This is a genomic window from Nitratireductor sp. PBL-C9 (genome assembly GCF_050877045.1).
GTDB lineage: Bacteria > Pseudomonadota > Alphaproteobacteria > Rhizobiales > Rhizobiaceae > Nitratireductor > Nitratireductor aquimarinus.
In genome coordinates, this window is the sequence record NZ_JBPAXW010000001.1 from 445,763 (window position 1) to 457,526 (window position 11,764).

The 11,764-nt window shown below is 61.9% G+C and carries 11 protein-coding genes; 7 read left to right on the forward strand and 4 right to left on the reverse strand.

Features of this window, described 5'->3' with window-relative positions:
- Positions 1–9: 9 nt before the first annotated feature.
- The 4 genes from ACRTG1_RS02095 to ACRTG1_RS02110 all read right to left on the reverse strand — a co-directional run bounded on the left by ACRTG1_RS02095 (position 10) and on the right by ACRTG1_RS02110 (position 4,227).
- Positions 10–891, reverse strand: coding sequence for an ABC transporter permease (locus ACRTG1_RS02095; RefSeq protein WP_206552931.1), 882 nt, complete (start codon positions 889–891; stop codon positions 10–12).
- On the reverse strand, positions 884–1,945 hold the full coding sequence (locus ACRTG1_RS02100) for an ABC transporter ATP-binding protein (RefSeq protein WP_432515677.1): 1,062 nt from the start codon (positions 1,943–1,945) through the stop codon (positions 884–886). The genes ACRTG1_RS02095 and ACRTG1_RS02100 overlap by 8 nt, the downstream gene beginning before the upstream one ends.
- A 76-nt stretch (positions 1,946–2,021) precedes the next feature.
- Positions 2,022–3,146 carry an extracellular solute-binding protein gene (locus ACRTG1_RS02105; protein WP_113156702.1) on the reverse strand — a complete coding sequence of 375 codons (1,125 nt, stop codon included), beginning with the start codon at positions 3,144–3,146 and terminating at the stop codon, positions 2,022–2,024.
- A gap of 289 nt (positions 3,147–3,435) precedes the next feature.
- Entirely contained in the window at positions 3,436–4,227 is a 792-nt protein-coding gene (locus ACRTG1_RS02110; RefSeq protein ID WP_432515678.1) for a UTRA domain-containing protein, read from the reverse strand.
- A gap of 320 nt (positions 4,228–4,547) precedes the next feature.
- Here ACRTG1_RS02110 and ACRTG1_RS02115 point away from each other — a divergent pair, with 320 nt between their 5' ends.
- The 7 genes from ACRTG1_RS02115 to ACRTG1_RS02145 are packed head-to-tail and all read left to right on the forward strand — an operon-like array spanning position 4,548 to position 11,743.
- Entirely contained in the window at positions 4,548–6,104 is a 1,557-nt protein-coding gene (locus ACRTG1_RS02115) for an ABC transporter substrate-binding protein (RefSeq protein ID WP_432515679.1), read from the forward strand.
- 4 nt (positions 6,105–6,108) lie between these two features.
- On the forward strand, positions 6,109–7,047 hold the full coding sequence (locus ACRTG1_RS02120; RefSeq protein ID WP_113156699.1) for an ABC transporter permease: 939 nt from the start codon (positions 6,109–6,111) through the stop codon (positions 7,045–7,047).
- Positions 7,044–7,934, forward strand: a complete 891-nt coding sequence (locus ACRTG1_RS02125) for an ABC transporter permease (RefSeq protein WP_206545026.1) — start codon at positions 7,044–7,046, stop codon at positions 7,932–7,934. The genes ACRTG1_RS02120 and ACRTG1_RS02125 overlap by 4 nt, the downstream gene beginning before the upstream one ends.
- Positions 7,934–8,920 carry an ABC transporter ATP-binding protein gene (locus tag ACRTG1_RS02130; RefSeq protein WP_432515680.1) on the forward strand — a complete coding sequence of 329 codons (987 nt, stop codon included), beginning with the start codon at positions 7,934–7,936 and terminating at the stop codon, positions 8,918–8,920. The genes ACRTG1_RS02125 and ACRTG1_RS02130 overlap by 1 nt, the downstream gene beginning before the upstream one ends.
- Positions 8,917–9,924 carry an ABC transporter ATP-binding protein gene (locus ACRTG1_RS02135; protein WP_432515681.1) on the forward strand — a complete coding sequence of 336 codons (1,008 nt, stop codon included), beginning with the start codon at positions 8,917–8,919 and terminating at the stop codon, positions 9,922–9,924. Before ACRTG1_RS02130 ends, ACRTG1_RS02135 begins: the two co-directional genes overlap by 4 nt.
- Positions 9,921–10,700, forward strand: a complete 780-nt coding sequence (locus ACRTG1_RS02140; protein ID WP_432515682.1) for a creatininase family protein — start codon at positions 9,921–9,923, stop codon at positions 10,698–10,700. Before ACRTG1_RS02135 ends, ACRTG1_RS02140 begins: the two co-directional genes overlap by 4 nt.
- Positions 10,697–11,743 carry a threonine aldolase family protein gene (locus ACRTG1_RS02145; RefSeq protein ID WP_432515683.1) on the forward strand — a complete coding sequence of 349 codons (1,047 nt, stop codon included), beginning with the start codon at positions 10,697–10,699 and terminating at the stop codon, positions 11,741–11,743. Before ACRTG1_RS02140 ends, ACRTG1_RS02145 begins: the two co-directional genes overlap by 4 nt.
- Positions 11,744–11,764 lie beyond the last annotated feature (21 nt).

Sequence of the window (11,764 nt, forward strand, 5' to 3'; positions counted from 1 at the left end):
CGTCATTTGTCATTTGATTGCGCTCGTCAGGTTCACGCGGAACAAAGCCAGAAGCCCGAGAACCACTGTCAGACACATTGCCATCAGCGCCACGCCATAGGCAGCTCCGCGGTTCCAGTTGCCGATTTCAAAGAACCACTCGTAGACGAGCTGGGTGAACCAGCGGCTGCCCGGAGCGCCCAGCAGTGCGGGAGCCACATAGCTGCCGGCGGCCATCATGAAAACGAAGACACAGCCGGTTGCGATGCCGACCTTGGCGTGAGGCAGAACGATCCGCCAGTGGATGCGCCAGGTGGACGAGCCCAGATTGCGCGCGGCGTTGATCTGATCCCGGTCCAGTGTGCAAATGGCGTTGTAGATCGGAAAGAGCATGAACAGGATGTAGGCGTAGGCCATACCGGCCACGACGCCGCCATCGCCATACCAGCGCTGCGGCTCATCAAGCAATCCTAGCCACATCAGGGCAGCATTCAGCGGACCGGAAAAGGCGAGGATGATGTACCAAGCCAGCCCGCGGAGAACCTCGTTCATCAGATATGGGACCAGCATCAGCACCAGCATCAACCGCATCTGCCATTGCCTGGCCACATGCGCGAGCCAGTAGGCGATGGGGTAGCAAAGCAGAAGCGTTGTGAAGGTCACCAGCGCACTGGACCAGATCGTCTTGAAGAAGATCCAGCCATGGTTCGGATGGTTCAGGAGGTAGGCGAAGTTGTCCAGAACGTACACATCTTCCGGTCCGCCTCGCAGGGCCGGTGGCAGACGCGGGGTCAGGGAAGCGTTGACCATGTAGATACCGGGAACAAGCACCAGCCCAGCCAGCCAGAGCAGGACGAGGGCCAGAAAGATGCCACCCAGTGTTTTGCCGAAGCGCTGGAAGATCTCACTCATTGGGCAGAATGATCGCATCTTGCGCAGAAAAACCGGCACGGAAGGAACTCCCGGGCGCAGGCGCGGCTGACAGGCTTTGCTGGGAAATTGTCAGAGAGACAGGGCGCCGTGAAAGGTTGCTGGCCAACACGGCATGGGCCGTTGCAAATGCGCCCTCGAAGTCATACCGCTCGATGGTCAGCGTTAGACCGTTATCGCGGACGCCGCCGCCGATGTGGATTGCCTCTGGACGCACGTAAAGCCGGGCCTGATCGCCCTTGCGCAGACCGGGCGTACTGCATCCTGCAAACGACCCTTCGGGGCATTCGAGAACAGCAGTCCCTCTTTCTATTTGCGAAACGCGACCCGAGAGCACATTCGCCTCTCCTACAAACTGGGCGACGAACTGTGTTTTCGGTCGGCTGTAAAGTTCGTGCGGGGTACCGATCTGCTGTAGCGTTCCGGCGTTCATGACGGCGACGCGGTCCGACATGGCCAGCGCCTCGGACTGATCGTGGGTGATGTAGAAGAAGGTAACGCCCGTGCTCTTCTGCAGAGAGCGTAGTTCTGCCCGCATATGCTGGCGCAACTTCAGATCAAGGGCCGACAGAGGTTCGTCGAGCAGAAGCACTTTGGGCTGAATGGCAAGGGCCCGCGCGATGGCGACCCGTTGACGCTGACCACCGGACAGTTCACCTGGCAGGCGTTCGCCATGATCCGGCAAGGCAATCAGGTCGAGAAGCTCCTGTGCCCTGCGTCGGCGTTCCTTCTTTCCGATACCCCGTGCTTCCAGGCCGAAAGCGATGTTTTCCCAGACCGTCATGAACGGGAAAAGCGCAAGCGACTGGAATATCATCGCTGTCTCGCGCATGTTTTGCGGGACACCAGCCATGTCGTTGCCATTGATGAATATTCGTCCGGCCGTCGGCTTGAGAATGCCGGAGATCAGCCGCAGCAATGTCGTCTTGCCGCAACCGGACGGGCCCAAGATCGAGAAGAACTCACCCTGCTGGACATCGAGCGACAGCGGTTTGACGGCATGGGTGCCGCCGAACCGCATTTCGACATTCTGCATGCTGACGGCGCTTGCTGCTGGAGTGGACACCCCGGGCAGGGTGCCCGAAGTGTCCAACTTTTCAACGATTGGCATGTCAGGCACTGAGGAACTTGTCCTGGTACTCGCCCCGGATTTCAACGAACCAGTTCTCCTGAACCGGCCACCACCAGAGATTGTCGATTGCATCTTCGGGGTAGGCATTCTGGAAGAAGGTCTTCATTTCCTGCGGCAGGAAGGCATCGGCGCCCTTGGCCGTGGTGTTGACCCGTGCATGGCTGGCGTACATTGCACCGGCTTCAGGGGTCAGCATCCAGTTGATAAAGGCGTAGGCCTGTTCGACATTCTCGGAGCCGAGCGGGAGCGAGATGCCCTCCATCCACGACAGAGCGCCTTCGCGCGGTGCGAGATAGGAGATTGGCAGCCCTTCGTCCTTGAGGCCTGCGGCGGTCGAGTCCCACGTCTGGCCCAGAATGCAGCCATTCGTGCGGAATGCACCCTGGGCTTCGTTCTGGTTGCTCCAGAACTGGGCGATCGTAGCCTTGCGTGCGATGGCCTCGGCGAGGATCACGTCGTAGTTCGCCCGCATCGCGTCGGCGTCCTTGAAGCTGTCGAGGAAGGGACGCGGCAGCTTTCCTTCCCGCTCCAGCCACAGTGCGAGACCGACCAGGGCGGAATGCCCCCGCACGGTAACTTTGCCGGCCAACTCCGGCTGCCAAAGGTCGGCATAGGATGCAGAGCCATATTCCAGCGGCAGCTTTTCGGTGTCGAACGTCAGCGCTTCGGTGCCCCAGTCGGTGGGGACCTGATACCGCTTGCCATCAACAACCGCGCCAAGGGTTTCGGAACTCTTGATGGCGCTGTCGATGCAGCGGTCCCACTCAACTCGACTTTCATCGATAGGCTGGATCAGGCCATCCTCGACGTAGTTCGGCACCCGATCGAGCGCGGGCCAGATCGCGTCAAAACCGGAGCCCTGGTTGACGCGCATCATGCTGAGGATTTCCTCATTGGTGCCGTAGGGGGTGTAGGTCGTCTTGATGCCCGTCGCCTTTTCGAATGCGTCCAGCATTTCCGGAGAAATATATCCAGCCCAGGCGGCGAGACGCAGCTCTCCCGAGCTTGCGCGGGCCCAGGAGCCACGGGCGATGAAGGGGGCAGCAAGCGCGGCCGAAGAAGCGCCGCGCAGGATCGCTCTGCGGCTCAAGGGGCGAGAAAGCATTGGGGGGAACTCCGTTGTTATCCGTGTACCAGCAGGTTTGTATAGCCGGCTCCCCATCTCCGATTTCGACGACGGATGCGTGATCCTTTGATGACGGTTCGATGAATTTTGCTGTCAATGATCGTGTCACTGACAGTCAAACTGGGCAGGACCCGCTTATTTTCTTCAGGTTCTACAGGGAAGCGGGACGGGAGCGGCCCACCCCTGTCTTTTGATCGCACCGAACCGGAACTTCCCGGGTGTCTGGCTCAGGCGGCGGAAGGTGTCGATCACGTTGAAGGTAAACAGCTTACGACGCCGGTGATCCAGCCAGAGTGAGCGGAGCGGTGTCGTACTGCGCTTTGAGTCTGGTCATGTCGCCGGCGTACCAGGCCATGCCATAGGACACCGCCGCGCCATTGGCGTGGATCACGCGTTCGATGTTCATGACCGCAGCGCCGGGGGCGAGCGCGAGCCGGTCTGACAGCGTCTCGTCGACAAGCGCAGAACCGATTTCCACATCGCCCGAACGCCACGGCAGATGGTCGATCAGCCAGTCGCCGGGCGGTGTGGTCTCAAAATCCACGGACCGGGCTTCTGGCAACAGGTCCAGATTGATCAGACGCTCTTCGTAGCAATAGATCCGGCCCCCGATATGGTGCCGGCAGCGGACGGCGAGCACATTGTCGCGGTCGTCCTGCTGCGTGCGCAGATGCGTGCAATCATCCGCATCTGCCTCGCGCTCCACCTGGTCGATGAACTCATAGCGATAGGGCTGTCCCATCTGCTCGGCAACGCTGGCCGGGTCGAGGATCTGCAGGATAATCGAATGCGCCATGGGACGCCGGACGAAACTGCCGGCGCGCTTGCGCGTCTCGATCAGCCCCTTCTGCGCCAGAAGCATGAGCACCTTGGAAACGGTGATGCGCGAACAGGCGTAGTGCTCGCTCAACTCCTTCTCGGTCGGGATGCGATAGCCGGTGTGCCACTGTCCTGAAAGGATGCGGGTTTCCAGATCCGTCTGGATCTTCTCATGCAGCGTGACGCGTCGTCCCGCGCCATTCTTCGCTCGCTTTGTCGGCGTGTTTTCGAGCTTGCCCATGCCCCAGCCTTAGTTCCCCCTTCCGGCCTTGTCGAGGGTGCGAGAGCGCCCTTTCGCAATAATGCATATGCATATTGCGAAAACCGCGTTTCGAGTCTAACGTCAAACCGGAGACAGGATCAGAGGACGTTGTCGGAAACGGTGAGGGGCGATACCGGCTCGACATTGTTGCTCTAAAGGCAGGCCGCCGAAACGGCAGCCGCCAGGCAGCGACGACGCTCAACTGGATGAACAGGAATTTGCGGCAGACCGAACCGGCTCTGCCGGCGATATCTCTTTGCCTGAACATATCGGGCAGCTTGAATGAGGGGAGTGAGTACATGCCTATCGATCTGAAGAAAGCACTCGGCGCGACGGCGCTGGCCACCGCCATTCTGGCCGGATCCGGCAGCGCCATGGCGGCCGATCTGCGCGTCAACATCGCAGCCGATCCGTCCATGATTGACCCGATTACCTATTCGGAGCTGATCGCCGGTCAGGTGATCTCGAACATGTATGAAAGCTTCACCGCCATCGATGCGGACGGACAGGTGATCCCCGCGCTGGCGGAAAGCTGGGAACCGCTGGAAGGCAATCTCGGCTTCCGCTTCAAGCTGCGTGAAGGCGTGAAATTCCACTCCGGCCGTGAGTTCACGGCAGAAGATGTGAAGTTCTCCTTTGAAGAGCTTCTGCGCCCCGGCAACAAGGCGGGCCTCAACGCGCCCTATCTGGATGTCGTGGTCGGCGCAGACGCCATGAAGGATGGAAGCGCCGACACGCTTTCCGGCGTCACCGTGGTGGACGATTACACGGTTGAAGTGGCTTTCACGCGACCCGACGTACTGTTTCCGATCTATCCGATCTACCTGTTCGACAGCGGCATTGCCGAAGAGGCAGGCCCTGAATGGTACAACAAGGTTTCCGCCGGAACGGGCGCATTCAAGTTCGAAAACTGGAGCCGTGGCCAGAAGGTCGAGCTGGCGGCCCATGCCGATTACTGGGGTGGCGCGCCTGCCATTGATGGCGTCGAATTCGTGGTGATCCCCTCTCCGGAAACAGCCATGGCCATGTTCGAGACCGGCGATCTGGACGTGATGGTCGTGGACGGGCCGAGCATGCGCCGCGTGCTGGGCAATCCCGAACTGAAGGAGCGCGCCATCACGGCCGCCCGCGCGCAGGTTCGCTACCTCGCCATGAATTCCGATCTCTATGAGCCCTTCAAGGACAAGCGGGTGCGCGAGGCCGTCTGCCGCTCGCTCGATCAGGACGCGATGATCGCCGGCCTTTACAGCGGGGCAGCCAAGCCGCTCTACGGCCAGGTGACGGAAGGCGTCGCCGGCTACAATCCGGACCTGCCCAAGATCGAATACGACCCGGAAAAGGCCAAGGCGCTTCTCGCCGAGGCCGGTTATCCGAATGGCGAAGGCCTGCCGCCGGTCAAGCTGAGCACGACCGAGCCCAACAAGAACCAGCACCTCTATTTCGCAAGCCAGCTTCAGGAAGTCCTGAACATGCCGGTGGATGTCGAGCTGGTGGAGCGCGGCACGCATCTGAAATCGATCAATTCCGGGCAGACGCCCTTCTTCGCCTGGGGCTGGAGCGCGGGTTATCCCGACGGCCTCTATTTCCTGTCGCAGCTCTGGTACTCCGACAGCCCCTATAACCGTGGCTGGAAGAATGCCGAGTTCGACGCGCTGATCGACAAGGCATCGATGACGGCGGACAACAAGGAACGCTACGCGATCTACCATGAAGCCGAAGGCATGCTGATGGACGACTGGGGCACCTGCCCGCTTCCGGTCTCCACCCTGATGGCGACGGTGCGCGACGGCGTTTCCGGTGTCGCCATCCAGCCCTTCGGCCTGGTGCCGTTCGCGGATGTAACCATCGCGGAATAGGTTGATGCTGCATTACGCAACGCGGCGTCTGCTGGGGCTGACGCTGGTCTGGGCCGTGGCTCTGATCGTTACATTCTTTGCGGTCAGAGCCGTTCCCGGCGACCCCATCATGGTCATGCTGTCCGACCATGCCGGAGATGCCGCGCTGGAAGCGCGCCTGCGCGCAGATTACGGACTGGATCGGCCATTGCCGGTCCAGTTCCTCGCCTATATCGGCGACGTGCTGAACGGCACGTTCGGCCTCTCCTACCGCTATGTGGGATCGACGGTGATCGATGTTATCCGCGATGGCATGACGATCACGCCGCTTCTGGCGCTTTCCGCGCTTTTCATCGCCGTGCCGCTGGGCCTGTTCTTCGGCGTGTTTGCCGCCGTGCGTGCGGGAAGCTGGGCCGACACCGGCATCATCCTGCTGCTCGTCACCTTCATCTCCATACCCTCATTCGCGCTGGCCGCGCTTCTGGTCTGGATGCTTTCGCTCAAACTGGCGCTGCTGCCGGTCGCCGGCTGGGGTTCGCCCGCACAGCTCGTCCTGCCCGTCACGGTTCTGGTCGTCGGCCCCATGGCGGTAATCGCCCGCCTCACCCGCACCTACATGCTCGAAGTGCTCGACCGCGATTTCGTGCGCACTGCGCGCGCCAAGGGCGTTCGTGAAAACCGCGTCATCTGGCGGCACGCTCTCGGCAACACGATGGTGCCCATCGTCACGTCCATCGGCCTCATTTTCGGTGGCCTTCTGTCGGGTGCGTTCGTCGTGGAAACGGTCTTCAACATTCCCGGCCTCGGCCGCATCGCCATCGATAGCGTGCTTGCGCGCGACTACCCGGTCACCATGTCCATCGTCCTTCTGTTCACGGTCTTCTACTCGCTGATCAATCTTTGCGTGGACCTCATCTATGCCTGGCTCGATCCTCGCATCCGTTTCGACGAGGCCGCCGCATGACGCTTGAGACCTCGAAAACCGACGCGCTGAACGCGCCTGCCCCGAGGCGGGGCCTGTCCGATTTTCAGATCCGCTTTCTTCGCTCGCGCAATGCGATGATCGGCAGCATCATCGTGGCGTTTGTCGCCATCGTTGCGCTTCTCGCTCCCTGGATCACGCCCCATGACCCGACAAAAGTGTCGATCATGGCGACATGGCTGCCGCCCGGCGGCGACCATCTTCTCGGGACCGACGCGCTTGGCCGCGACGTGCTCAGCCGGCTTATCATGGGCGCACGCGTCTCGCTGACGGTGGCGCTCTCGGTCCTCGCAATCACCATGACGTTCGGCACGCTTCTGGGCATGGTGGCCGCGTGGTATCGCGGGCATGTCGACAATGTCCTGATGCGCTTCGTCGACATCATCTTCGCATTTCCGGAACTCATCATCGCCATCATCGTGGCGGCGGCCATGGGGCCCGGCACATTCACGGTAATCGTCGCTCTTGCGCTCGTCTGGTGGCCGGGCATTGCGCGCATGGCGCGCGCCCTTGTCCTGTCGCTGCGCGAGGAACCCTTCGTCGAGGCCGGCATTGCCTGCGGCACGCCCACATGGCGGATCATGTGGCGGCATCTCCTGCCCAACATCGTGTCCCCGATGATCGTTCGCGCCTCTCTCGGCGTCGGCATGATCATCATGGCGGAGGCGACGATGTCGTTTCTCGGCATCGGCGTGCAGGAGCCCTACCCCACATGGGGCGGCATGATCCGCGACGGCCTGCCCAATCTGCGCACCGATCCGCATCTGGCGCTCTCCGCCTCGGTTGCGCTTGGCATCACCATGATCGGCTTCAACCTGCTGGGTGATGGCCTGCGCGATGTGCTTGACCCGAAAAGCAGGGGGCGTTGATGAAGCTTCTGGATATCAGCGGGCTCAGCGTTTCTTTCAACACGCTGCGCGGCCCTGTCGAAGTGCTGAAAGACGTCTCTTTCGATGTGATGCCCGGTGAGGTCGTGGGCGTTGTCGGCGAAAGCGGCTCGGGCAAATCCGTAACCTCGCTGGCGATCATGGGGCTGCTAGGCCATTCCGGCAAAATCACCTCCGGCAACATCGCGCTTTCCGGCACCGAACTGACCACGCTTTCGGAAGAAGAGCTGCGCGCCCTGCGCGGGCCTGAAATGGCGATGATCTTTCAGGAGCCGGGCACCAGCCTGAACCCCGTGCAACGGGTCGGCGACCAGATTGTCGAGGCCATGACCGAACACGCCTTCTGCCCTCCGGCAGAAGCGCGCCGTCGCGCCGTGGAGCTGATGGACCGTGTCGGCATTCCCGCACCAGACCTGCGGGCGCGTGACTATCCGCACCAGCTCTCCGGCGGCATGAAGCAGCGCATCATGATCGCTATTGCGCTTGCCTGCCGCCCGAAACTTCTGATCGCAGACGAACCGACGACGGCGCTGGATGTGACCATTCAGGCGCAGATCCTCAATCTCATTCTGGATCTGAAAGACGAGTTCGGCATGGGCGTGATGCTCATCACCCATGACATGGGCGTTGTGGCGCAGATCGCCGACCGCGTGGTGGTGATGTATGGCGGACAGGTGGTGGAGCGCTCGGAGGGCGACGCGCTGTTCACCCGCTCCGCGCACCCCTATTCCCGGCTCCTCCTGCGGTCGATCCCTTCGGCGTCGCAGCGGCAGGACGACCTTCCGATAATCAAGGGCACCATGCCTGCGGCGGGACGCTTTCCGGATGGCTGCCGCTTCCACGAGCGCTGCCCGATGGCGATGGCGGCCTGCGGCCTGTCCGTTCCTCCGCTCAACGAAGCGGGACCGGCCCATTTTGCCCGCTGTTTCCGCACCGAGGCGATTGACGAGCTGGAGGCACTGGCATGACTGCGCCATTGTTGAAACTGGAGAACATCTCCAAGCGCTTCCGGGTCGGCAACAAGGAACTGGCAGCGGTGAGCGACGTCTCGCTCGATGTGGCGGCGGGTGAAACGCTTGGCATTGTGGGCGAAAGCGGCTGCGGCAAGTCCACGCTTGGCCGCATGATCCTGCGGCTGACAGACCCGAGCGACGGCGCAATCACTTTCGACGGCCGCGACATCACCCGGCTCAGCAAGCGGGCCATGCGGCCGCTCCGCCGCGATATCCAGATTGTTTTCCAGGATCCCTATGCGTCGCTCAACCCGCGTATGAAGGTGGGTGAAATCGTCGCCGAGCCGCTGGTGAATATCGGCATGAAGCGCGCCGAGATCGCCGCCCGTGTGGCAGAGGTTCTGAAGGTGGTGGGACTGCCGGCGGAAAGCGCCGACCGCTATCCGCATGCCTTCTCCGGCGGTCAGCGCCAGCGCATCGGCATTGCGCGGGCGCTTGCCGTGAAGCCGCGCCTGATCGTCTGCGATGAAGCGGTTTCGGCGCTCGACGTGTCGGTGCAGGCGCAGGTTCTGACCCTGCTGCGCGACATTCAGCGCGAGACCGGGGTGACCTTCGTCTTCATCTCGCACAATCTCGGTGTCGTGCGCTTCCTTTGCCACCGCATCGCAGTTCTCTATCTGGGCCGGGTGGTCGAAATCGGCACCGAGGCGCAGCTCTTCGAGTCGCCACAGCACCCATATACGCAGGCGCTGCTCTCGGCCATTCCCGAAGCGGGTGCAGGGCGGCGCGGGCGCATTCCCGTGCCATCGGGCGAGATTCCAAACCCCATCAACCCGCCGCCGGGTTGCCCGTTTCACCTGCGCTGTCCGCGTGTTCAGGACAGATGCCGCAGCGAAATACCCACGCTTGTCAGCGATACAGGCGGACAGGCCGTGGCGTGCCACTTTCCCGGAGCGGATGCGGACAGCCCGCATCAGACTCTGGAAGACAAAAGAATGACTGAAGGAGAAGCGCAATGAAGGGCCGTTGGCTTGAAGATCTGACCTGGAGCGAAGCGGCGGAATGGCGCGACCGCGATGCGCTGGTTCTGGTGCCGATTGGCGCAGCAGCCAAGGAGCATGGCCATGCGCTGCCGCTCTGCACCGACTATCTGCTCGCCCGTGGCCTGACCGATGGTGTGCTCGAGCAACTGCCCATTCTGGCAGCGCCCGTCATGTCGTTTGGATATTACCCGGCATTCCGCCACTATCCCGGCAGCCAGCACATCCGTCCTGAAACCTTCTCCATGCTGATCGACGATGTTCTGAGCGGCTTTCTCGCACAGGGTTTCCGCAATCTGGCGATCCTGAACACCGGCGTTTCGACGACGCCCGTCGTGCAGGTGGCCGTTCGCGAATTCTACGAGCGCACCGGCACCCGTGTCGCGCTGGCCAACATTCTGGCACTCGGCCATGACGCCGAACATCTGATGACCCAGAAGCTCGGCGGACATGGCGACGAACATGAGACTTCGCTGATCCTGGCGCTCGATGAGAGCCGGGTCCGCAAGGACAAGCTCGTCTGCGACTATGGAAACCAGCTCGATGCGCCCAAGACCGTTTTCTACTGGCCGACCACCTTCAACGGCGACCCGGAAAGCGGCGTCGACTATTCGGCCACGGGCATTCGCGGCGACGCAACGCTTGCGACGAAGGAAAAGGGTGAGGCGAGCCTCAAGGCAAGCGTTGCCGATGTTGTCGATGGGCTTCGCGCGCTCTTCCCGGACGCCGTGGTCAGGCCCGGAGACGCTTCATGACGCGGTTGAACCTGGCGGATGACGGCGACTGGCTGACACCCAAGGAAACGGCAGAGCGTCTTGCCCAACTGACCGCCAGTGGCGATGTCGCGCCGGACTATTATGGCGTTGGCGGGCCGGTCACCGAACTGGAACACGCTGTCGCCGCGATGTTCGGCAAGGAAGCGGCGGTCATGTATCCGACGGGCACGCTGGCAAACATGCTGGCGGCGCGCGAGCTGGCCGCTGCAAAGCGCGGCCCGCGGCTGGTCGTGCAGAGCGACAGCCATGTGTTCAACGATGCAGGGGACAATTTCACCCACGGCATCGGCGTCACCACGGTGCCACTGGCCTCGGAAGGCCCAAGCTTCACCGCAGAGCAGCTGCGCGCCGAGATCGAGCGCACGGCCAGTGCCCGTGTGCCGGCCACCATTGTGGGCGTGATGGTGGAAACGCCCAGCCGGCGATACGCCAACCGCCTGTTCGACCCCGTTGCGCTGGCAGAAATCATCTCACTGGCAAAAGCCGAAAACATTCCGCTAATCCTCGACGGGGCACGAATTTTCATCGAAGCCGCCTGGACGGACCGGGAGCTCACAGAGATCACCGCGCCCTTCGATTACATTTACCTGTCGCTCTACAAATATCTCGATGCGCCTTTCGGGGCCGTTCTTGCGGGATCGGCGGCAGCGCTTGAAGGGCAGCACCACGAGCGGCGACGCTTTGGCGGCGGTCTCTTTCAGATGTGGCCGTCAGCGCTTCTCGCCCACAACGCGCTGGCCAGACAGACGAAGAACTGGGCAGCCGTACGCGTGGCGGGCGCTGCCGTGCTGGACGCCCTGCCCGGTCTGGGCGTTGAGGCCCACAGGCTTGTCGATGACACCAATGTCATCCGCATCAAAAGCGCGGTTGAAAGCGAGGAAGTGGCAAAGCGGGCACAGGCGCGCAATGCAAAAATGCCGCCACGCTCGCGCGGCGGTTACGTTCTCAAGATGAATGAAAGCTGGCTGAACACCCCGCCAGACAGGATTGCCGCCACCATCTCAGAAATTCTCTGCGATTAGCCGGCTTTACCGACAATGTGA